Source organism: Nitrosococcus halophilus Nc 4 (assembly GCF_000024725.1).
In the GTDB taxonomy this organism is placed as follows: Bacteria; Pseudomonadota; Gammaproteobacteria; order Nitrosococcales; family Nitrosococcaceae; genus Nitrosococcus; species Nitrosococcus halophilus.
Genome location: NC_013960.1, coordinates 1,389,575 through 1,410,547 on the forward strand (window position 1 = coordinate 1,389,575; position 20,973 = coordinate 1,410,547).

At 53.4% G+C, this 20,973-nt stretch carries 20 protein-coding genes; 8 read left to right on the forward strand and 12 right to left on the reverse strand.

Features of this window, described 5'->3' with window-relative positions; all coding sequences use genetic code 11:
- Positions 1 to 287 precede the first annotated feature (287 nt).
- From NHAL_RS06725 to NHAL_RS06745, 5 genes are all read right to left on the reverse strand, one after another.
- A complete protein-coding gene (locus NHAL_RS06725) occupies positions 288 to 1,289 on the reverse strand; it encodes an XdhC family protein (RefSeq protein WP_013032419.1) in 1,002 nt (333 codons plus the stop codon).
- Positions 1,286 to 2,053 carry an SDR family NAD(P)-dependent oxidoreductase gene (locus tag NHAL_RS06730; protein ID WP_013032420.1) on the reverse strand — a complete coding sequence of 256 codons (768 nt, stop codon included), beginning with the start codon at positions 2,051 to 2,053 and terminating at the stop codon, positions 1,286 to 1,288. The genes NHAL_RS06725 and NHAL_RS06730 overlap by 4 nt, the downstream gene beginning before the upstream one ends.
- Before the next feature lie 31 nt (positions 2,054 to 2,084).
- Positions 2,085 to 4,424, reverse strand: a complete 2,340-nt coding sequence (gene lon, locus NHAL_RS06735; protein WP_013032421.1) for an endopeptidase La — start codon at positions 4,422 to 4,424, stop codon at positions 2,085 to 2,087.
- Position 4,425: 1 nt separating this feature from the next.
- Positions 4,426 to 4,776: an Hsp20/alpha crystallin family protein gene (locus NHAL_RS06740; RefSeq protein ID WP_238985459.1), complete on the reverse strand. Its 351-nt coding sequence runs from the start codon at positions 4,774 to 4,776 to the stop codon at positions 4,426 to 4,428.
- Between the two features lie 117 nt (positions 4,777 to 4,893).
- On the reverse strand, positions 4,894 to 5,682 hold the full coding sequence (locus NHAL_RS06745) for a class II glutamine amidotransferase (RefSeq protein ID WP_476703502.1): 789 nt from the start codon (positions 5,680 to 5,682) through the stop codon (positions 4,894 to 4,896).
- A 146-nt stretch (positions 5,683 to 5,828) separates the two neighbouring features.
- Here NHAL_RS06745 and folE point away from each other — a divergent pair, with 146 nt between their 5' ends.
- A complete protein-coding gene (gene folE / locus NHAL_RS06750) occupies positions 5,829 to 6,470 on the forward strand; it encodes a GTP cyclohydrolase I FolE (RefSeq protein WP_013032424.1) in 642 nt (213 codons plus the stop codon).
- Between the two features lie 37 nt (positions 6,471 to 6,507).
- Here the strand turns inward: folE and NHAL_RS20230 are convergent, their stop codons facing one another.
- Both NHAL_RS20230 and NHAL_RS20965 read right to left on the reverse strand, forming a co-directional pair.
- Positions 6,508 to 6,672 (reverse strand): hypothetical protein, encoded by a 165-nt coding sequence (locus NHAL_RS20230; RefSeq protein WP_013032425.1) that lies wholly within the window; start codon positions 6,670 to 6,672, stop codon positions 6,508 to 6,510.
- A gap of 163 nt (positions 6,673 to 6,835) precedes the next feature.
- Positions 6,836 to 7,012 (reverse strand): hypothetical protein, encoded by a 177-nt coding sequence (locus NHAL_RS20965; RefSeq protein ID WP_013032426.1) that lies wholly within the window; start codon positions 7,010 to 7,012, stop codon positions 6,836 to 6,838.
- 201 nt (positions 7,013 to 7,213) lie between these two features.
- Here NHAL_RS20965 and NHAL_RS06755 point away from each other — a divergent pair, with 201 nt between their 5' ends.
- The 5 genes from NHAL_RS06755 (at position 7,214) to NHAL_RS06775 (ending at position 9,961) form a co-directional block, all read left to right on the forward strand.
- Positions 7,214 to 7,507, forward strand: coding sequence for an HMA2 domain-containing protein (locus NHAL_RS06755; RefSeq protein ID WP_013032427.1), 294 nt, complete (start codon positions 7,214 to 7,216; stop codon positions 7,505 to 7,507).
- Positions 7,508 to 7,653: 146 nt separating this feature from the next.
- Complete coding sequence (locus NHAL_RS06760; protein WP_013032428.1) at positions 7,654 to 7,971, forward strand: DUF5132 domain-containing protein; 318 nt, start codon at positions 7,654 to 7,656, stop codon at positions 7,969 to 7,971.
- Positions 7,968 to 8,444 (forward strand): HMA2 domain-containing protein, encoded by a 477-nt coding sequence (locus NHAL_RS06765; protein ID WP_013032429.1) that lies wholly within the window; start codon positions 7,968 to 7,970, stop codon positions 8,442 to 8,444. Before NHAL_RS06760 ends, NHAL_RS06765 begins: the two co-directional genes overlap by 4 nt.
- Positions 8,445 to 8,621: 177 nt before the next feature.
- On the forward strand, positions 8,622 to 9,323 hold the full coding sequence (locus tag NHAL_RS06770; protein ID WP_013032430.1) for a hypothetical protein: 702 nt from the start codon (positions 8,622 to 8,624) through the stop codon (positions 9,321 to 9,323).
- Between the two features lie 239 nt (positions 9,324 to 9,562).
- The gene (locus tag NHAL_RS06775; protein WP_013032431.1) at positions 9,563 to 9,961 is read left to right on the forward strand and encodes an HMA2 domain-containing protein; all 399 of its coding nucleotides are present in this window, start codon (positions 9,563 to 9,565) and stop codon (positions 9,959 to 9,961) included.
- Between the two features lie 137 nt (positions 9,962 to 10,098).
- On the opposite strand, the gene lodB is transcribed toward NHAL_RS06775, so the two are convergent.
- From lodB to iscB, 3 genes are all read right to left on the reverse strand, one after another.
- Positions 10,099 to 11,271 (reverse strand): lysine-epsilon-oxidase maturase LodB, encoded by a 1,173-nt coding sequence (gene lodB / locus NHAL_RS06780; protein WP_013032432.1) that lies wholly within the window; start codon positions 11,269 to 11,271, stop codon positions 10,099 to 10,101.
- Entirely contained in the window at positions 11,271 to 13,322 is a 2,052-nt protein-coding gene (gene lodA, locus NHAL_RS06785) for a CTQ-dependent lysine 6-oxidase LodA (RefSeq protein WP_013032433.1), read from the reverse strand. Before lodA ends, lodB begins: the two co-directional genes overlap by 1 nt.
- Before the next feature lie 164 nt (positions 13,323 to 13,486).
- Positions 13,487 to 14,770, reverse strand: coding sequence for an RNA-guided endonuclease IscB (gene iscB, locus NHAL_RS06790; RefSeq protein ID WP_013032435.1), 1,284 nt, complete (start codon positions 14,768 to 14,770; stop codon positions 13,487 to 13,489).
- A gap of 701 nt (positions 14,771 to 15,471) precedes the next feature.
- Between iscB and NHAL_RS06795 the strand changes: the two genes are divergently transcribed.
- Positions 15,472 to 15,879, forward strand: a complete 408-nt coding sequence (locus NHAL_RS06795; RefSeq protein WP_013032436.1) for a hypothetical protein — start codon at positions 15,472 to 15,474, stop codon at positions 15,877 to 15,879.
- Between the two features lie 5 nt (positions 15,880 to 15,884).
- On the forward strand, positions 15,885 to 16,238 hold the full coding sequence (locus NHAL_RS06800; RefSeq protein ID WP_013032437.1) for a hypothetical protein: 354 nt from the start codon (positions 15,885 to 15,887) through the stop codon (positions 16,236 to 16,238).
- Between the two features lie 160 nt (positions 16,239 to 16,398).
- On the opposite strand, the gene metK is transcribed toward NHAL_RS06800, so the two are convergent.
- Both metK and NHAL_RS06810 read right to left on the reverse strand, forming a co-directional pair.
- A complete protein-coding gene (gene metK / locus NHAL_RS06805; RefSeq protein WP_013032438.1) occupies positions 16,399 to 17,586 on the reverse strand; it encodes a methionine adenosyltransferase in 1,188 nt (395 codons plus the stop codon).
- A 4-nt stretch (positions 17,587 to 17,590) separates the two neighbouring features.
- Entirely contained in the window at positions 17,591 to 20,839 is a 3,249-nt protein-coding gene (locus NHAL_RS06810; RefSeq protein ID WP_013032439.1) for a cation-translocating P-type ATPase, read from the reverse strand.
- Between the last annotated feature and the right edge of the window lie 134 nt (positions 20,840 to 20,973).

Consider the following 20,973-nt stretch of genomic DNA (forward strand, 5'->3'; position numbering starts at 1 on the left):
ATGGTCTATCCTAAAAAGTAATCCTAGCCTTAAATCGTTTGCAGGAGGCGTAGCGATGAAATGGTATAGCCTAGTTTTTGTAGGTCTATTTGGGACCAACATTCATGCTGACACCAGCATACGATGTGGAAAATGGGTTATTGAAGGCGGTGTGGAAACGTCTAATTATACGGTACTGAAAAAGTGCGGTGAGCCCACATTTCAGGACAGAAACCGCTGGATCTATGATAAAAATTCGAGAAAGATAATTAAAATCCTTTATTTTCATGAAGGTAAGTTAGAGTTTATTAGAGATGAAATCCAGAACTAGCCTTTGCCAAAGCTTGCTTAGTGGAGGTGGTCGTGGAGTGCTCCCGGGCGTGGCGCAAGGCAGTGATCTCGGCAAGGATGGAAAGCGCAATTTCAGCCGGCGTGTGGGCATTGATAGGCAGACCGGCTGGACTATGAAGGCGGGAAAGTTGTGTCGGGGTCCACTCAAGGCGCTGGGCGAGCGGTTTCTGGGAGTGCTCATTGCCTATTTGAGCGCTGAGAGCGCCCACGTAGAAAAACTTTGATTCTAAAGCCTCTCGTAGCGCCATTTCATCCAGTTGGGGGTCGTGAGTCATGGCCACTACGGCGCCACAGGGGTCTAGGGCGAATTCTCTTACCATCTCGTCTGGCATGTCGGTGCGTAATTCCGTGCTAGGGAGATCCCAGGAATCGGCGTATTCGGGGCGGGGCTCGCAGACGATCACCTCATAGTCTAGGGCCAAGGCCATCTGGGCTAAGTAATGGGCAGAGGCTGTGGCGCCGATGAGTAATAGGCGCCAACGGGGGCTATAGACCGTGATGAGGGTCTTGCCGTTAAAATGCAACTGGCTGTCTGGTTGGCCTGGAAATGTTTCCGCATACCCACTGCCCATGTCCAGATGTCGGCAGACCACCTCTCGACGTGCGATCGCGGCAAGTATTTGTTTTAAGTTGTCCGGGGAGCGCACCGGTTCAATCACTAATTGGAGGGTTCCCTCGCGAGGCAAGGGGCGATTGCGGGGAGGTTCGGCATTGGCCCCATAAGTGATGACTTCGGGCCGACAGGGTGATTCAATAGGCAGGCGCTGACGCAGGTCCTCTTCGACCCAGCCTGCGCAGAGAGAACCGGCTGAGCGTCCCTCGCTGCTGACGGCTAATTGAGCCCCTATCAAGTGGAAGGAGGAGCCCCAAGCTTTCACTACGGTGATCAGAAATCCATGTTGACCCGCCTCCAACCAGTGGACAAGGCGTTGTAGCGTTTCCTCATCGACTTTGTTCATGACACCATGCCGCCGTTGATATTAAGATGCTGGCCGGTAATAAAGGACGCCTCGTCGGAAACGAGATATAAGGCGGCATAGGCCACGTCTTCGGGAGTGCCGAAACGCTGCAAGGGGGTGGCTTCGACCACTGCTTGGTAAGCCTCCGGCGTCATGGCTTCTTTGGCAAAAGAAGTTTCTATCCAGCCGGGGGCCAGTTCATTGACCCGGACTTCTGGAGCATAGGAGCGGGCCAGGCTTTTACTAAAGCTCAACACCCCCCCTTTGACCGCAGCAAACATCTCCGGGTTAGGATCGGGCATACCGTGCAGTACGTGGTCCCAGGACATATTGAGAATTACTCCGCCGCCAGCTTTTTTCATTAAAGGCGCTATTCGCCAACAACACAGAATAGTGCCCCGCAAGTCAACGGCAATGAGTTGGTCTAGTTTCTCAATGTGGCTAAGCTGGGGTCCTGGCCCCGTGAGAATATCGGCCCCCGCATTGTTGACCCAGATATGGATTCGACCTTGTGTTTCCAGGGTAGACTGGACCAAGCGATCGACCTCTTCGATTTTGGAGATATCCGCCTGAATCGCTCTAGCTTGGCCTCCGTTGCGGGTAATTTCCTCCACCACCTCTTCAGCCTGGGCCTTGGAGCGGCGGTAGTTGACAATCACCTGTGCCCCGTGGCGGGCAAACAGGAGGGCTATCGCCCGTCCGATGCCGCTACTGGCGCCGGTCACTACCGCAGTCTTGTTGGCGAGGCGTTGTTCCTGGGTCATGGGATCATTCGATCTAGGGGCAAACCCTCCACTAGGCAGCCCCCCGGCTGTGCAGCCTGTTCAACTCCGGGATAGCGGCAGTGAGCACCTCTTCGATCCGCTCGGCAAGAATGAATTGGAGGCTTTGCCGGACATGCTCCGGGATTTCCCGGAGATCTTTTTCATTTTCTTTGGGGAGGATGATCCGTCGGATGCCAGCCCGGTGGGCGGCAAGCACCTTTTCCTTAATCCCTCCCACGGGAAGGACTAAGCCGCTCAGGGTGATTTCCCCCGTCATCGCCGTATCGTTTCGGACAGGCCAATGGGCATAGGCGGAGGTAAGCGCCGTGGCCATGGTGACTCCCGCCGAGGGGCCATCCTTAGGAATGGCGCCCGCCGGAACATGAATGTGGACCCCTGATTCTCGGATGCTTTTTTGATCGATCCTTAGTTCCTCGGCATGGGACCAGAGGTAGCTTTGGGCGGCTTTGGCCGATTCTTGCATGATATTGCCCAGTTGCCCGGTCAGGGTCAGGCCCTTGCCTTCCGGCAGAAGCGCGGCTTCCACGTAGAGGACATCGCCGCCTGCTTCGGTCCAGGCGAGACCTGCCGCCACTCCGGGAGGGAGTTGTTGGCGCACCTCTTCGGCGAAGAAGCGCTCTGGTCCTAGTAATTCAACCAATTTTTTTGGTTTGACTGTCATCGGTTGAGTCTGACCTTCGGCGACCTGGGTCGCTACTTTGCGGGCAATCCGCCCTAGCACGCGCTCTAGCTCCCGCACCCCCGCTTCCCGGGTATAGCGACGGATAACGTAACGCAATGTTTCATCGGGGATGGAAAGCTGAATCTCCGAGAGGCCGGCTTCTCCAATTTGCCGCCCAATCAGATAACGGCGGGCAATCTGTTGTTTTTCCTCGTCACTGTAGCCGGGTAGCCGGAGGACCTCCATTCGGTCCAGCAGGGGACGGGGGATGGTATCCAAGGTGTTGGCGGTGGTGACGAAGAAGACCTTGGAGAGGTCAAAGGGCAGATCCAAATAATTGTCATGGAATTCCACGTTTTGGGCGGGATCAAGCACCTCCAGTAATGCCGCCGCCGGATCACCGCGAAAATCCCGGCCCAATTTGTCAATCTCATCCAGCATCAAGAGAGGATTCTTGTAGCCGGCGCGGCGGATGGCGCGAATGATCCGACCGGGCATGGCGCCAATGTAAGTGCGGCGGTGGCCCCGTAACTCGGCTTCATCATGCAAGCCGCCGAGGCTCATGCGCTCGAATTTCCGGCCCAGGGCCCGGGCAATGGACTGTCCCACCGAGGTCTTACCGACCCCCGGAGGGCCCACGAAGCAAAGAATGGGTGATTTCGCCTCAGGGTTGAGTTTCATTACCGCCAGGTGTTCGATGATCCGTTCTTTAACGTCCTCCAAGTCGAAGTGGTCCTCATCGAGGATCTCGCGAGCCCTCTTGAGATCTAAACGGTCTTCGGTGGTTTTATTCCAGGGCAGTTCGAGGGCCAGCTCCACGTAACCGCGGGTCAACTGATAATCAGGGGCAGCTGAGGGCATCCGTTCCAAGCGGGTAAGTTCTTTTTCCACTTCTTTACGCACCAGTTCCGGGAGCTCAGTTTCTTCCATTCGCCGGCGCAATTCGCTGATTTCGGCCTGTTCAGGGCTTTTTTCTCCCAATTCTTCTTGGATGGCCTCTAACTGTTGGCGCAGCACATATTCCCGCTGTTTTTTATCTATCTCGGTTTGGGCCGTGCTGGTAATTTTTTGACGCACCTCCAGTACCTGCACTTCATGGTTGAGGTAGCGGTACATCAAATGCAAGGCTTCCGCTTGGGTGGCAGCGGCTAGCAGTTCTTTCTCCTTGTCAAAATCCAGCGACAGGACAGAGGTGAGGAGATAAATCTGGTGAAGGGGTTTTTCTACGTCGGAAATGATGTGGTGGATGCTGACCTGGACTTGGGGCTGTACCAGTTCGATCATTCTGCCCGCCAATTCGATGACGGTTCGGTGCAAGGCTTCGATTTCAGTGCCCGTATCGGACGGTTCAGGGAGGGTCGTTACTTTGAGGGACAGATAAGGTTCCGCTTGGACCGTTTCTAACTGTTCCACCCGCTCTATTCCCTGAACTAGAATTTGGACCGTGTCCCCGCTGCGGGCCATCTTTTTGATCACGCCCACCGTACCAAAGCGAAACAAATCGTCTGCTGTCGGTTCCTCGGTCCGGGGATTGTGTTGGGGAAAAACGGCAATCAGTTTATCTTCGCTGGCCAGTGCGGTCTCTACTGCAGCTATGGACTTTGAGCGTCCCACTGATAGGGGAAGAACCAAGTGGGGAAAGAGGACAGTATTTTTAAGCGGCAGTGTCGGATAGGTGCTGTGTTCCATATCACAACCCCCCTTTAGGCGCTGTTTTTAGCCAAATGAGTAGCATGCCATCACGATACTCGGTGGTGATACGGGCGTGTTCCAAGTGGGTGGGAAGCTCAATCACGCGCTTAAAGCGATTATAAGCAATCTCCATAGAGTAATATTGCTGCCCGGTTTCCACGATCCAGTCTCGGCGCAAACCCTGGATGATCAGGTGTTGTCCCCGGACACTCAGGTGGATGTCCTCGCTGCGAACTCCGGCAAGATCGAGTTTAACCAACCATCCTTGTTCAATGCGGTAGATATCGGCGGAGGGTTGCCAAATGTTTTTTTGGTAGATCCCATTTTCAGAATTAATCAATATTTGCATCACTCTAGAGAGATACATTGCCATAGAAGTAGAAAATTGTCTGTCGCGATGGCCCTGAAGACTATTGAATAATTAAATCCTAGGAGATAAATGCCCTAGCGGCAAGGCGTAAGCGGACTATTCGCCGGAGTCTAAAATCAGCGGAAGCCCATCCTGGAAGGCGGCCAGAGTTCCTGAGGGGATCGGGGTCCAGGTCTCATTATCGGTGAGGGGAGTGGTGGCGATAACGGCGACTTGATCCCTTTCGGTGGTGACTTCCCGGAAGTCAACGGTCATATCCTTATCCACCAAGTGGGCATGGCCAAAGGGATGGCGCCGAACAATATAGCTCAGTTGGGTGGAGGCATGGGCGAATAAATGCTCTCCATTGGAGAGTAGAAAATTAAAGCTGCCGTAAGTGGCGATCTCTGCTGCCGTGGTGCGCAGGGTTTGGTACAACGCCGGCAGTGAGGGCATGGCAGTGGGATAGCGGTCTTTCAATTGTTGCAGAAGGAGGCAAAAGGCTTTTTCGCTATCGGTCCCCCCCACCGGACGAAAGTCGGCCAGAAGGGGAGGCGCAAAATTTTTCAAATCACCGTTATGGGCAAAGATCCAATAGCGCCCCCAGAGTTCGCGGACAAAAGGATGGGTGTTTTCTAAACAGACTTGACCGACAGTGGCTTTACGGATGTGGGCAATCACATTGAGGGACTTAATGGGATACTCCCTGACCAAGTGGGCCACGGGGGAGTGGGCCGCAGGCAAAATGTCCACAAAACTCCGGCATCCCTTGCCCTCGAAGAAGGCGATTCCCCAACCATCTCGGTGCTCGTCGGTGCCGCCACCACGCTGGCTAAACCCCTCGAAGGAGAAACAGATATCGGTGGGCACGTTACAATTCATTCCAAGCAGTTGGCACATGGACATAAACCTTTAGGGATGCGGCTTTGGCTTTAGACATCAAATTGGTGTAATTCTGTATACTATTAAAAAGTGGTGACAAGTGTTGTTTTAATCTTAATCATAGCGACAATGGGAGCGCCTAGGCGTTCCCCGTAGTAGAGCGAGAGCCAATGGATAAAAAATTGACCAAGGCGGTGAAGGAAGGCCACTACATTGGTAGCCTGGATGTGGAGCCGGGGGAGCACTATGACCGGGAATTTGAAGCCAGCGTGAAAAAAATTTTAACCCGCCTCGGCGAAGATCCTGACCGTGAGGGACTCAAGCGCACGCCACAGCGGGTCGCCAAGGCCCTGGATTTCCTCACCAGTGGTTACAATATGACCGTGGAGGAGGTGGTCAGGGATGCCCTTTTTGAGGACGAGTGCGAAGAAATGGTGATTGTCAAGGATGTGGAATTCTATTCCCTCTGCGAGCATCATGTATTGCCTTTTTTCGGGCGTGCCCATGTGGGTTATTTGCCGAGGGGGCGCATTGTGGGCCTGAGTAAAATCGCCCGAGTTATTGATGTCTTCGCCCGGCGGCTGCAAGTGCAAGAGCGCCTCACTACCCAAATCGCCACCGGGCTGATGTCGGTCCTCAATGCCCGCGGCGTGGGAGTGGTTCTGGAGGCTTGTCATTTTTGCATGGTGATGCGGGGGGTACAGAAACAAAATAGCCAGACGGTCACCAGCGCCATGTTGGGGACGTTTCGGCAGGACCCTCGAACCCGTGCAGAATTTATGGAATTGATTCGCCGTTCCTCAGGGGGTTAGGTTGGTTTGTTTTTGCCGGTGTCCGCTTTCCAAGTGATTATTTTTCCCTATTTTCAGGCTGTCCAGTTTCTCTTTCGCCCCCTTCCCACCGGTGGCGGACATTCTTTCCCTTCACGAAGTAAATCACATATTCCGCAATGCTCTTGGAATGATCGCCAATGCGTTCCAGTGCCTTATCTTTGGGTAAGTTATTGTTTTTCATAGAATTGAGTGCTCATTTCACCTGCTTTATGGCCAGCCCCCCCATTTTAAGGAATAACAAATGGAGAGGATTTAGCTCACTATCAAAGTGCCTTACCGTGTGGCTTAGGGAAGTGCATCGTAGACCATTAAGAGTAAGTCCCGATGAAAATGGCTTTATTAGCTTATTGTTCTCCAGTGGCAGGAGGAGGTTCATGATTCTCGGTGGAAATCGCTTCTTGTTCTTTTTCTTCCCGCCGTTGACGCAACCAATCACGGGTGGGCGCATCACGCTCAACCTGTTTCCCTACGTAGTAGCCTAGCAGGAAAAGGCCTATTCCAATTAAGACTCGAGTCCACATAAAATTTCTCCCATAATGCTACTGTTATACCAATCCCAATAAAAAACATTCTTTATTAACCATTAACCCCCCTCATCCTAAACTTCTCCCGCCAGGGGAGAAGGGGTAAAAGAGCGTTAATTTCTGGGATTAGTATTATTTGTGTCAATTTATTAATTAGTTATTAATAGCATAACTTTGCTAAGAAAGTAGAGGATAGAGATGAAGATTGCAGAAGGGGTGCGGGTCACTTCTTTTGTGCCGGGAAGGGTGCGGCTAAGGTTCCAGCTATTAAAAGGAAATACAGAGCTGGCACAAACAGTTAAAGATGAAGTGGCTTTGGTGCCAGGAATTAAACAGGTGGAGGCAAGTGAGATATCCAGCAGTATCCTGGTGGTTTATGACAAGCAGCAGATTACTTCACCGGATTCAGTACAAGCGCTAATTACCACCCTAAAAAGATTGTTTCCTGGGGTGGAATTAGGCCAATTGGAGACATTTTTAGAATCACAATAGGGTAATTGTTTTTTCCCCTAAGGTACTCTATATACATATCTATTGAGTTGTTATGTTTGAGCCGCTAGAGGCGATAAGGTCCCTGCAGGTGAAAGCTTATTTTATTTCAAAATATTGCCCAGGAATTTTGGTGGAGAGTGAGCTATATGGCATCCATAGATGACCTCTTCAAGAGTAATACTGCTAAAGGTCTAGCAATTGGTATTGGGGCCTCGGTACTGGCCCCTATTGTGATCCCTGCCGTGGCAGCCGTGGTTCGACCCTTGGCAAAAGCTGCTATTAAAACCAGCATTGTGGTTTATGAAAAGGGACGAGAAACCGTCGTTGAAATGGGGGAGGTTGTCGAAGATCTAGTTGCCGAAGCGAGGGCGGAACTTGAGGAGGGAAGCACGGTGACAGGGGAAGCAGTAGAGACCGCAGAAGAGGCCAGCTCAGGTAAAAGAACGCCTCCGGCTTCAAAATGACGCCTGCTGCCGAGTTGAGTCATGGGCTTCCAGGAAGAACTAGAATTCGCATTCGCTGTAAACGGGGTGAACCGGATTATTTTTTACGGGTAGGGCAAGCCCTGGAAAAACTCTCAGTGGTCCATCAGATTAAAATCAATGATCAGAGCGGCAGTATTCTTATCCACCATACAGAGGGGGCACGGGAGCAAATCGCTCAATATGCCCAATCCACTGGCCTGTTTATTCTGGAAAATGTCCAATACCAGCAGGACCCCGTACTCCAAAAATCTGCCGCAGGATTTTCCAGTTTAGATTCAGGTTTCAACTGGGCTACGAGTGGTCACTTTGATTTTCGCTCGGTCCTCTATGTGGTGCTCATCGTGACGGCCATCGTTCAAATTTTTCGAGGGCAAATTTTGGTACCGGCAACTACACTGCTTTGGTATGCCGTCGATCTCCTGAGGTCCGCCACTAGCAAACAGGGTCCCTAAGAACTAGATCTTTGGCTGGGAACAAGGTGAGGGTAACCTCAGGCTTTCAAACGATGTTGAAGCCGCCACCTTCCTAGGGTGATTACCGTCTAAGGGAGGGGATGCGCAAACGCAGGATGACGTAATTGACTACGCCAAATGAGTAACCAATCCACTATTAAATAAGGAGGATTGATCATGGCTGAGGAAACGAAAAAAACCGCTTCCACCGAGGCGGAAGGGACAGCACAAGCCGGTAGAGGATACAGCGTGGGAGCCGCCGGAACCACCGTTAAAGAGGGAGTGGTCAACAGCCTCAGGGGAATTGATGAAATTGAGACCGAGATCGTTTCCTTGGTTCGTCACACCGTGTCCAATGCGGTGACTGCCACGGGTAATGTGACTGAGGAAACGCTTACTGTCGTCAGGGATGTGGTCAAAGGGGCCGTTTCCGCTACCGAAGAAGTGGGCACGGGACTTACCATGACCACCAAGAGCGTGGCCAAAGGGGTCGTCATGGGGGTCAGCGATGTGGGGGGTGATGTACTCAAGGTAACCGATACCACCGTCAGAGCCCTTGTTCAGGGTGCTTCCAAAGTGGGCGCCGATGTGGGGGTCGTGGCCCGGCGGGCTGTCGATGGGGTGACTGAGGCGGCCAACGAAGTCGGGGTCAATGTGATTGATGTGGTTCGGGGAGCGGCAATGGCTGCCATCGAAGCGGCCGGAGCCATTGGGAATGCTGCCGTTGCTACTGTCAAGGATATGCTGGTTGGCGTGGTGGGAGGAGTCAAGGAGATTGCCAGTGCCGCCTTACCCAAAGGGGAGCAAGCCCAGCTTGAGGAAAGCTCGGAACAGTTGGAACCCTCCTCCCGGAAGAAGTCATCAGCGAAAGCGGGATAAGGTTTGCAATAGTAAATTTATGCAGTTTGTTACTCCCCCGTAGGCGGGAATCTATTGAATGCCTGAGAAAATTGGATACCCGCCTTTGCAGGGATAACGACTCCGGGTCTTTGGCGTAAGCTTTGAGAAAATAAAAACCTGCCCTCTCCCACCTGGGGGAGGGCAAGATTGTCATAAAAACGTAATAAGGGCCTGCTTTAATGAGCCTCGGCAGAAGGTTACTTCTTGTTGAGGTGCGTATGGTTCAATACATTCATCATGTACCTGGTCGGTTGCGGGTCAAGCTTGCTTCCCTCAAGCGGAATCCTGTTCAGGCAGCAGCCCTGAAGGCACTATTGGAAGGGTTTGAAGGGATAGGCAAAGCCGAGGTCAACCCGGTGACGGGAAGTATCCTCGTGGCCTACCATCGGGAAAGAACCCAACCCCAAGCTATTTTGCAAGCGCTTCATGATCATGGCTATTGCCGTCAATTAGTGACCATGCCCCCTGTAAGCGCTGCCTCCTCCAAACAGAAGGTGCAAACGACGGGCAAAGCGGTCGGTCAGGTAGGGGAGAAGTTTGGAAAAGCCGTTCTGGATGTGGTGGTGGAGAAAATGGTGGAGCGCTCTGCTGTGGCCTTGATCGGCGCTATCTTATAAGGCAGGTTAAGCTCCTCTTCGTGCGCATGCCTACTGATCGGGGTGGTTGGGCCGCGCTAAACCGGCCGCATTTTTTTCAAAAATTTTGCCCACTATTTCTCTCCTCTGAGGGGGCATCGATTGCAAGCTCGGTCCTTCTAAGGGAGAGCCTGCGAGAATGAATTCTGTTCATGCCGCGCTCGCCAAAAGGGAGAGTGGAGATATCGGGTTTCATAACGGTAATAGTGCTGCCAGGTAGGCAGATATTCCGTGAATTGCCGTTTAACGGAATCCCTATAATGGTGCAGGCTGTTCATTTCCCCGCTTTCCAGATAGCCGACAATAGCCCGCGCCGCGTGGCATCCTGAATGCATGGAAAACCCAATCCCCAATGAGGAAAGCGGATCAAAACTCGCTGCCGCATCGCCTACGGACAGCCAATTTTTTCCTACTGTTTGGTCGAGGATATGGGTGTGGGCGGGGCGCACGGTCAGCGTGGTATCTGCCGCGACGGCGGTCTGTCGCAACCGGGCATCGCTGTTTGGCGCTTGTTTCAGCAGGGATTCCCAGCAATTAAGCTTATCCTGCCCTTGTTCCCGCCATAGCCCGGCATCCGTCATCCAGGTGACGACCAGGCGGTTTTCCGGCAGGGGAGCGGAATACCACCAGCCTTCCGGTGCGCTTTCAATGACGATGTCTTTCGACCAGGGGGCCGCGGGGTTTATTTCGAAGAACCGACTTACGCCAATCAAGGCATCGTAGTGTAGGGAGGTTGCCCCTAATCTGCGGGCGATATTGGCTTTTCGCCCCGTGGCATCCACCAGGAAGCGCGCCTTCAAGGCAAACCGCTTGCCCGATTGGTGCCGCAGGTGCAACAGATAACCCCCTTCTTCATCTTCCGCCGGAAGTATCGTTTCTACCCGGCATGAGAGATACAACTTCCCCCCCCGTAGATGGAAAGTTTCGGCCAGCATGGCATCAAAACAGCGACGATCCAACAAATAACCCTCACCCGACCAATGGCGGAGAGAATGTTGCAGCAGCGGGATATGACTCCCCCAGCAGGCTTGTACTGCAAAGCTTTCCACATATGCCGCCTGGGCAAGAAAGTGCTCTTTTATTTCCAGATAATCAAGCAGGGGCAATAGCGCCGATGAGACATTTTCTCCCAACCGGGTGGCATGGTAGAAGGAGGATTCCACCAACGCCACCCGGTAAGCAAGCCTATGGGTGCGCAGGGCAAGGGCGCAGGCAGATCCCGCCGGCCCGCCGCCCACGATGGCCACATCCACTTCCCCGAGCAGGGGGAGACAATTCTTGTTATCTGTCACTAGAAACGGGTCCGCGTGCCCCGTCGCGGCGTGCGCTGGCGTTGCGACTCAGCTACGGCGATTTCCCTGAACATTTCTTCTTCAACGCGAAGGCGCAACAACTCGGCATGTTCTGGAGCTAGTTTTTGCTGGGGTTTTGAATACCAGATAGGAACGGTCGTTTCACTGTCATCGGGATTATGGCTGATCTGGCTGACCGGCACGTCCTGGTATTCAAACATGCCATGCAGGCGCTCCGTTTCCACAAGGTAGGGAAAGCGATTGGAGTTCGCTCCTGAATTTTGGTTGCGGATAAAGCCGAGATAAGACCATTCGGTAATCATCTGTACATAGCTGTTGATGCCACGGGCATAATTCACCTGCAACCCGGCTGGGGTATGGGCGAGCGCCTGCTCCGCGGCCGTGAGATCCCCCGTCAGCACATCCCACGGTGCTTGCGGCGGCCACCAATAAGCATAATAGCTCGGTGGTAGCGGCATACCGTTCAGCTTATTGATGTCGGGATCGGTGAAATTAACGTACTGAATTGTGCAATTGAAGAAATCCGCCTGCCATGGAATCGCCATGCGCTTGGTCAGATCGCCCGGCTCGCACCCTCCGCCTTCTGTTTCATCCCGTGAAGGGGAAAGGCCGTGCATCTGGTAATTGCTCTCATCGCCAGATTGCGCGATACGGTAAGGTGATGCATAAATGGCAGGGTTCTGCATGCTCCAGGTCACCTCGATACCGGGACACATGGGCAAGCCCACGCAATTGCCCATCGCCGCACTGGTGGCAGAACAGAGGGGATAGGGCTGGTAGTTTGGATCATTGACAAATTTCCCTTCCGCCCATTGAGAGAGCAGGAAATACTGGGTCTGGTTCAATGTCAGAAATTTTTCAATATCCACGTTACTCACCGAGTTACTGCCGGAGTTGAGGGGCATCATCGGAATATTATCCTCGCTGAACAGGGTAATGCTTTCGCCCTCAATCCCGTTCGGCGTATAAATAGTCGGTTTGCGGAAGTAAGAAAAATATTGTTGGCGGTTTGCAGCATTGGCGGGGGAAGGATCGCTGAAATCGAAAATATACGAGCAGAAGGCGCTCATTGATTGCACGTTCGAGACCCACTGATAACGTGAAATACGTTGGATGATCGGCAGAATGTCTCGCTGGTAGTTAGCGACGAAGTCCGTATTCCATGCCCCATTGGCATGCATATCCGGCACCAGGTTGAAATGACGCACACCCACATCAAACATCGTATCGTCCAGGGTGGAGATATTGACGATTTCCGGTGCGAAATCAGGGGAACAGCATGCGACCCAGCTATTCAGGCTGATGCGGGTCCCGTCTGTGAATTCTACCGTGCACTCAACTGGCCCATCCGCGATATCGTCATACCAGGTATCGGCACCGCCATAACTGGTAATTGGCTCATCCCCGCCGGCACGGCCATAAGCGCCCAATACGAGCAAACGGCCTTCCCTGTCGGTCTTAATCGTGCCCAGGGAATTGATTGGCCAGCCATATTTGGGGCTGGAATTAGGAAAACTGCCATGGGGGTAATCCGAAGGGATATTGGTGCGAGCGACTTCAATACTCTGGTTTGCACCGCTGAGGGTGCGTGGACCCGGATCGATAATTAATTTCTGGCGAGCAGAAGAATCGGTAACCGTATTATTCCTCAGGGGGATTTTTTGATTTTTATAGCTATTGCCTTCACCCAATAGTAGGTTTCCCTGCAATTCCGAAAACTGATACCAAGCGGCTTTCTTGTTGGCGAGATGCACCGTCCAGTGGATAGAGGCTACGCCCTCGGTAGATAGCGTTATCTCCTCATAATTTTTATTATCTTTGGTGCGCATAACGCGGAATGGCTGCGCCTGGCGCTTCACTCTTCCAGCCGAATCTTTAAAAGAAGAAAACGCCGCACCCGTTGCATTGCCGTTAGCATCGCATTCCAACGGTAACCCGCCGATTTCAGTTGGGGCAAGATAGAAATCGGTAGGGCTGTTGCCCAATCGGGCTATGCCAATGGAAGGAGATAAAAGATAGGTATAACTCATGTGTCGGCCTTTTCTGATAATTAAGTTAGTGTAACGAGGTATGATATGGCTCTTCTTCCAGGAAGGAGTGCATGGACGCACGACGCCCCCCCAGCGAGAGTGCGCAGCTTGCTACGCGGTGAGCGCGAGGGTCAGCATGACTTGCTGTCGTCGCCGTGTTTGGCTCAGACAGCCGATAGCCCGTAGTCATAACCATCACCTCTTTGGATGAGTTTGAAATGCTTCCAGTTGGCCGAAATCTTCCGGGCCTTGGCCTTGATGTCAAAGGCGCCGTTAGCCCGGATGCCTGCCAGTATTCCGGTGTGTGTGCCCCCATACTTACCTTTGGGCTGAATGAGCCTCACCAGATCACCCGTTTGAAATCCTCTTACTCGCTTGCACCTTCCGGCCTTCCCGCGTGGAAATCCGTACTTATCAGTGCGCGCAACTTGCCGTGTGCCGCGTCCAGTGGCCTTTATTTGAAGTGCTCGGTAGCCTTCGGTGAGGGTCACCTGCTCACCGATTTCACCCACGCACGCGGCATCAATCCAATGGTCTTTGCCGTAGCTTTGACTGATCCTGTTTTTCTTAGTCCTTCCGCCACTCCAAAAAGAAGTCGGCAACCCCACTGATTGAATAGCGCGACCAACAGCGTAGCGGGTAGCATTGACCGCGGCGGCATCTTTTAGGGGCTGATTGGCTTTGGATTGGATCTGAGAATATCCAAACTCTGTCGCCGTTTTACTATTCTTCTTTTGGTTGCAGGGCGTGCACGCCAAGGTTAAATTAGATACCCGGTGACTGCCACCCCTAGATCTAGGGACGATGTGTTCAACTTCCAGAGGGACATCCTTGTTGCTACAGTAGGCGCACTTCCTGCCCCACTTCTCTAGTAGGTATTCGCGTACCTCATACCCCATCAATTCGCCTTGCTGATATTCAACGCCGCTGATTTCCGGGTTTTGAATTTTCTGCATATCAAAGCGTACGGTTTCAATGTGGCATTCAGATAGGGGCGCTCTATCGAGTAGACGGTTAAACCATGTCGAAACATTCTCAACCCGTGATCGCAGTGAAGGCGGTAACCAACCGGCGGGTCTTGTTCTATTCAAAAACCGTGGCGCACGATAGCGGGTCTTTCTGCCTCTACGACCTCGGCGCAAACTGCGCCGCTTCTCTAACCTATCGCGTACAGATTGCCCTCTGTGCTCCAGGTTCGCGGCCCACAGCACGACGCGCCCCTGTTGAGGAAAATTCCCAACTAAAGCCAATCCGGTGGTTTTGCTGCCCGGATCAACCCTGAACTCAACCGGCTGCGGGTTAGAATCAACTCTATATTTCAGGATGATCGTAAATGGCTGCATCCGATAAACGCCAGCCTTCCCATCCCGCAACAACCGCCTAGCCCTTGAGGGCCTGCACGGCATCAGCGCTGTTTTATCAGTGTCTAATACAAAAACTCTATTCATTAGCTTTCGCTACTCTAAAAGTTAGGGTTCTCTCGCCAATGTTTGAAGGGTCGTTCAGTCTCGGCATTCGCTCCTGTGTCGCTCCGTAGTTCATTGCCTTTGACCTCAGCGCCTGGGGCTGAGAAATGCACTCCAGGGTGAGTCGCTTTCGCTTCAACTTCAAACGTAGCCCCGAAGGGCTGAGGCTGGTTGAGCCAACCAACTCATTCGAAAAGTTCAGGACGAACTTGGAGAATTAGTTGGGCGACGACTCAACGATGCGTTCCTACAGCACTTTATGGAAAACGCGGCCATGCACTTGCCGTTAATGGGTTAAATTAAACGCCAGCAGTCGAGCGCATTCGGCCCATTCCTCTGGGTTACCTCATTGGTATTTTATCGGCCCGTTGATAGCAATCTTTAAAACAAATCGAGGTCCGGGGGCATGGAGCTCTCTAGAGGTTTTTTCCTCTCGGCTGGTGGGATTAGAGTTACTGCCTTGCTAGGGATAGATGCCCATCCTTTCAGCTCTTCTTCTTTCTCTAGGTCTCCAGCGGGACCTTCTCCAGGACTCCTTCTAGTCTCCAGGCACTACTTTCGCGCTGATGAAATCTCTTCTTTGGGCAACTAGACTCATAAAGATGTGGAGTTAACCACCCCATATAGATAAGGCTTTCTTTTCCAGAAGCGAGCGTTAAATTTTCCATCAAGGAGGTGCAACCATGGCCAAGGGCAGCATAATGATTCAGATGGAGGTGGCCGAATTCTTCGATCCTACGGTGACATCGGTGCCATGGCTCTTCGCCCACGCCTTTGACACCCTTGATGGGGATACTACCATCGTTCGCGAGATCGCCGCCGAGAAGATAGGCGGGGTTGCCTTTAATAGGCATACCGGATCGATGGATCTTACTGACGGGGCCTATGTCAAGCTTTTTCTCATCTTTGCGGGACAGGACCGGCCCCTTCAATCCTTCCATGCCCCTTCCCATGTTCCCTCACCGGGTATTGAAGGGGCTGGAATGGCCATCCTGGAAATTGAAGACCCGGGTTACCGCATTGATTCGCCGGGAACAATCGCCGTTGGCCGCCTTATCGGCGCCCATACTTATATCGACGAAGTGGAGTAGCGGGCATGGAAGTGCGGATTCAAGGAGAAGGGGAAGTGGTCATTCGGTTGATCGACCGGTGGGGACATGCCCTCGGTGAGCGGAAAATACGGCTCTCTGGCTCGAAAACGATTCAGGGTAAAACGGAACTTCCGCTGTGGCTGGAGACAAGGGAGGGGCAAATTCCAATCGTGCCCGTTATGGTACGCGCCGAGAAAAATCAGAAAATCCAATTCGATGGTGAGGACACGAAAACCTTTACTAAAAAGCGCTGTCAGGATATCGGTTGTTCATCCACCTTTATTGACGATGCGCTACGCGGTTGTGTGGCCCCCGTGCAAGGTGAAAGATTGATCACGGCTAAGAGCGGGCCTATCTAGCCTGAGCGCAGGTGGAAAAGGCGGCCTAGTTCTGAAAAGAAGCCATCCTAGTCCTTAGACTATTTGCGCTTGCGATACTGGGTTCCATTTTTCTCACCAGAGTAGCGTTTTAGGCTATGTGGTCTTGGTGCCTTAGTGGTGATCTTGTGAATTACCCGGGCTAATCAAGCAACACCTGGGGATCCACCTGTTCCCAGGGCAGGATCATGTCCATCCGCCCAAAATGCCCATAGGTAGCCAGTTTTCGGTAAAACCCGTCTTTATGTATGCTCGGGAGTTCCCGTAGTCGAAATTTCCGAATAATCCCACCAAGGCGAAAGTCAAAACTTTCTTCAAGCCGCCGCTGGATCTCACTATCCTCGATTTTCCCGGTACCGAAAGTTTCCACTTGGATGCTCACCGGTCGGGTTTGACCAAGAGTATAGCTCAGTTGCACTTCACATTCTTCCGCCAATTTAGCCGCTACCACGGTACGGGCCGCATGGCGGGCGGCATAGGCCCCCACCCGGTCAATGCGGGTGGGATCTTTGCCACTCAAGGCAGCGCCGCTGTGGCGTGAGTAACCTCCATAATTATCGACTGCATTTTTGCGGCCAGTGAGTCCGGCGTGTAAGGCCGGGCCGCCGCCGATAACCGGTCCATCCGGGTTGATCCAGATTTTGGTTTTATTATCCAGGGAAAGGGACTCATGCTGGAAAACAGGCTCAACCACATGTTGGATTAGATCGTTTCGTAAGGTATTTAGAGCAGGGCTTCCGGATTCTTTTTGGGTGGCGACGACGGTGATGCTGTGAATTCGGTCAGGTCGGCGGTTTCGATATTCCACGCCGACCTGAGTCTGCCCGTCGGCAGAAAGGTAAGGCAGTTGGTTCTTAAGCCTGACGACGGATAAGCGCCGGGCCAGTTGATGGGCCAACCAGATGGGAAGGGGCATAAAGGCCGCCGTTTGATTACAGGCAAAGCCAAACATGGTGGCTTGATTGGGCACCGTGAGTTGATCGATTTCTTCCTCACTCATATGGTCTTCATGGGCCGATACCTGATGATCCAGAGGGAGTTCTTGAAAACTGGTCATGATCGTCGACTCCCGGGCATTGAAGACCTGCTCCGGGTAAGCAATCTCCTGAACCACGCGGCGGGCGATACCGGGAATATCCAGAGTGGCCTTGGAGGCAAAGCGGACGGCCAGGAACAGGACTCCGGAGGAGACCACACATTCGGCAATGACCCGGGACAAGGGGTCTTGGACCAAAAAGGAGTCCACAATGGCATCGCTAATCTGGTCGCAAAGTTTATCCGGGTGGCCCTCGGTGACCGATTCAGAGGTGAACATGAAGTCTGTTTTCATGGTGTTAGGATTCTCCTTGAGGGTTGGCTTCGGCTGCGGGAGGGTCGGTTTCCGGGCTGAGAGGGGCTGGAAGTTTGCCTGTAGGCTTGGTGGCCTCGTTGATGAGGAAGGGGAGGGTGGCCCCGGCCCCAATGACCAAACCATCTATGAGGCTGATAGGCGTGATACCCAGAATATTGCGCAGTCCCGGAATCAAGCTGGCCAAGGCTTGGGCTCCAATGGAGCCCCCCACCGCCCAGTTAAGGTAAGGGTTAGGCGGAGGCCGGCCGCCGCTCAAGAGGCTCTGCTGGGGGAAGCGGCAGCTATAGGAGTGGAGCAATTGGGCTAAGGTCAAGCTGGTAAAGGCATGGGTGCCTGCCTTAGGGCCAGGGCCATAACGCCACAGGGCATAGCCATAACTGGATAAGCTGCCGGCAGCGATCGCCACCGATTCCAGCCCCATTCGCTTGAGTTCTTGGCGTTGAATAATGGATTCTCGGGGATCCCGGGGAGATTTATTCAGGATCTCCTTATCGGGGGGATCGAGGGCCAGAGCGAGACCGGGAAAGATATCTGTGATGAGGTTGATCCATAGTAACTGCATGGGATTGAGGGGTTGTCCGAGGCCGAGGGCGATAGCGGCCAACATCACCTCAATTTCGCTAAAGTTGGTGGCCAGCAAGAAATGGATCGATTTGCGGATATTACCGTAGATAGTGCGGCCCTGTTCCACAGCGCCGACCATGGTGTGCAAATTATCATCTTCCAGCACCACATCGGCGACCCCCCGGGCCACTTCCGTTCCCGTACTGCCCATGGCAATCCCGATATCGGCGGCCTTCAGCGCCGGGCTATCGTTGATCCCGTCGCCGGTCATGGCTACCACTTTTCCTGCCCGTTGCAAGGCTTGCACGATTTGCAGTTTGTGGGCCGGGCTGACCCGGGAGAAAACATGGACCTGCTGCACCAGCCCCGATAGCAGTTCTGGGTCTAGTTTTTCCAAATGGGTGGAATCGAGGATTTGGAGTTGTTCCCCTTTGGCCAGGCTAAGTTGTTTTCCAATGGCATAGGCGGTAGCGCTTTGATCGCCGGTAATCATAACGGTATCGATACCGGCGGCGTGGAAGCGATTCATCAGCTCGGCCATGCCGGTGCGTACCGGATCGCTCATTCCCACCAGGCCAAGCCAAGTCAGTTTGGCGTTTTTGGAGGGTTGATCCGGCTCTAGCCAAGTGTAGGCAACGCCCAGCACCCGCAGGGAGTCTGCCGCCATGGCCTCATTCTGGGCTAGAAAAGCGGCTCGGTCCTCCTCCTGGATTTCAACTTGCCTGCCATTGTGGGTATGCCAGCGGCACATGGCCAACACCTGGGAGGGACTGCCCTTGACGGCTAAAAACCGCTTGCCCTCGGGAGAGGGAGAAGCGTGGGTAGTTTTCATATAGTTGCGGCCTTCGGCACGGTATTGAGTTTCGAGCCTGGGAAACTCTTGCCGCAGCTGGTGGATATCAATACCCGCCAGGCCGGTGGCTTCTAGCAAGGCATTTTCCGTGGAGGAACCGTTGGTGGTGTTGTCTGTCTCCAATTCGGATTCGTTACAGAGGGCGATGACTTGGAAAAGACGCAAGAGATCTTGGAGTTGCGCCGGCTCGATCCGATCCCCAGAGAGGTAGAAATGGCCATCGTTGACGATAATTTCTCCCCTTCCCGTGTTGATATTTACTACGGTCATACGGTTTTTGGTAAGGGTGCCGGTCTTGTCCAGGCAAATCACCTGTATCGAGCCCAGGGTTTCCACTGCATCCAGCCGCCGGATCAGTACCTTGCGCCGGTTCATGGTTCGCATGCCCAGGGCCAGGGTGGTGGTGGCCACCGGGGGCAGGCCTTCCGGTACGGCGGCAACCGCCAGGGAGATAGAGGATTTAAGCATTTCCAACCAGCTATAGCCCCGCAACAAGCCCACCACATAGACTCCTCCGCAAACGGCAGCGCTGAGGATGGCCAGTTGGGTCCCTATTTGGTCCAGTTGCCGTTCCATAGGGGTCTCCGGGAGCTTAGTGCTGCCCACCATAGCCTGAATTTTGCCGATTTCGGTGGCTGTTCCAGTGGCGACGACAATGCCCCGGCCGTTGCCCCCGGTGACCATCGTTCCCATGTAGCTCATGTTCAAGCGGTCGCCGAGGGGCGTCTCCTCTTTGCCGAGAAACTCAGGGTCTTTGGCAACGGGCAAGCTTTCTCCGGTTAAGGCGGACTCATCCAGACTGAGGCGTTTCGCGGCTAATAATCGGATGTCGGCAGGGACATAATTGCCAGGGGCCAGCAAGATCACATCCCCCGGGACCACTTCTTCTGCAGACATTTGCAGGGGTTGACCTTCCCGGAGCACCACGGTGGTATGGGAGTCCATCTGGGCAAGGGCAGTAGTGAGGGTCCGTTCCGCGTATCGTTCGGTTACAAAGCCGATGGTGGCGTTGATGAGCACCACTCCGAGGATAACGGCGGCATCCACCATCCCCCCGGTGAAAATAGCAATACCCGCAGAAGCGCCTAGCAACCAAACCGGGAGGCTATTGAACTGGGACAAAAAGATCTGCAGGGGGGAGCGGGCTTGGGCTTGCAGCAATTGATTAGGCCCATAATGGGCCAGGCGTTGGCTGGCCTCGGCGGTCGTCAGGCCGGAATGGAAATCACTGTCTAAGTGCTGCAGCACCTGGGCTGATTCAAGGCTGTGCCAGGTGGCGCCGTCCCCAGTGGGCGCGGGCGTCGACAGGGGGAGTGAGTTGTTTTGATGGGCGCTTTCCTTGGCGTGCCCCCTGGAGGCGTCCTTCGGTTGTTCCGATTTGCTTCCGGCGAATTGGTCTGGTTTAGGCTCGTTGCGTCGGGTCCAGTACTCGAAAATCGAAGTAATGGTGGCAAAGCCACTTGACGAGCCGTGAGCTTTGGAGGCTTGGGGACTTTTCTTTTCAGGGGGAGGGATATCCCGCACCACAGTGGCGACCTGCTGCTGGATTAAAGCAATAATCTCGCTGAGGGGAACAGCAGGGTCGAATTGAACTAATACGCTTCCCAGCACAGGATTTATGCTGGCGCTATGGATTGATTTTAGTGCTTGTAGCTTTTTCTCTAGGGGTGCTTTCAGGTGTCGGGCACGGTAAAGAAGCGGTATTTTAAACCGCGCCCGACCCCTCACGGTGGTGTGCACGGGCTGTACTAGGGGAAAGCGAATGAGATCGGAAGACTGGGGAGGATTTTTTCTTTGTTGGTGGCTGATGGGCATTTCAGTGTTCCCCACTGAATAGCAAAGTTTGTTTGTCTTTCAATGCCCTGGGGTAAGGTTTCCCCTTAGACAAGGTGGTTATTTAGGATAGGTGCGCTGGGTAGTATTCCAGATCTGGAGATTCCAAGCATTTG

Coding starts and splice junctions, on each gene's coding strand:
- NHAL_RS06725 (WP_013032419.1), bottom strand. CDS start 1,289: ATGAACAAAGTCGATGAGGAAACGCTACAACGCCTTGTCCACTGGTTG.
- NHAL_RS06730 (WP_013032420.1), bottom strand. CDS start 2,053: ATGACCCAGGAACAACGCCTCGCCAACAAGACTGCGGTAGTGACCGGC.
- lon (WP_013032421.1), bottom strand. CDS start 4,424: ATGGAACACAGCACCTATCCGACACTGCCGCTTAAAAATACTGTCCTC.
- NHAL_RS06740 (WP_238985459.1), bottom strand. CDS start 4,776: ATGCAAATATTGATTAATTCTGAAAATGGGATCTACCAAAAAAACATT.
- NHAL_RS06745 (WP_476703502.1), bottom strand. CDS start 5,682: ATGTCCATGTGCCAACTGCTTGGAATGAATTGTAACGTGCCCACCGAT.
- folE (WP_013032424.1), top strand. CDS start 5,829: ATGGATAAAAAATTGACCAAGGCGGTGAAGGAAGGCCACTACATTGGT.
- NHAL_RS20230 (WP_013032425.1), bottom strand. CDS start 6,672: ATGAAAAACAATAACTTACCCAAAGATAAGGCACTGGAACGCATTGGC.
- NHAL_RS20965 (WP_013032426.1), bottom strand. CDS start 7,012: ATGTGGACTCGAGTCTTAATTGGAATAGGCCTTTTCCTGCTAGGCTAC.
- NHAL_RS06755 (WP_013032427.1), top strand. CDS start 7,214: ATGAAGATTGCAGAAGGGGTGCGGGTCACTTCTTTTGTGCCGGGAAGG.
- NHAL_RS06760 (WP_013032428.1), top strand. CDS start 7,654: ATGGCATCCATAGATGACCTCTTCAAGAGTAATACTGCTAAAGGTCTA.
- NHAL_RS06765 (WP_013032429.1), top strand. CDS start 7,968: ATGACGCCTGCTGCCGAGTTGAGTCATGGGCTTCCAGGAAGAACTAGA.
- NHAL_RS06770 (WP_013032430.1), top strand. CDS start 8,622: ATGGCTGAGGAAACGAAAAAAACCGCTTCCACCGAGGCGGAAGGGACA.
- NHAL_RS06775 (WP_013032431.1), top strand. CDS start 9,563: ATGGTTCAATACATTCATCATGTACCTGGTCGGTTGCGGGTCAAGCTT.
- lodA (WP_013032433.1), bottom strand. CDS start 13,322: ATGAGTTATACCTATCTTTTATCTCCTTCCATTGGCATAGCCCGATTG.
- iscB (WP_013032435.1), bottom strand. CDS start 14,770: ATGAATAGAGTTTTTGTATTAGACACTGATAAAACAGCGCTGATGCCG.
- NHAL_RS06795 (WP_013032436.1), top strand. CDS start 15,472: ATGGCCAAGGGCAGCATAATGATTCAGATGGAGGTGGCCGAATTCTTC.
- NHAL_RS06800 (WP_013032437.1), top strand. CDS start 15,885: ATGGAAGTGCGGATTCAAGGAGAAGGGGAAGTGGTCATTCGGTTGATC.
- metK (WP_013032438.1), bottom strand. CDS start 17,586: ATGAAAACAGACTTCATGTTCACCTCTGAATCGGTCACCGAGGGCCAC.
- NHAL_RS06810 (WP_013032439.1), bottom strand. CDS start 20,839: ATGCCCATCAGCCACCAACAAAGAAAAAATCCTCCCCAGTCTTCCGAT.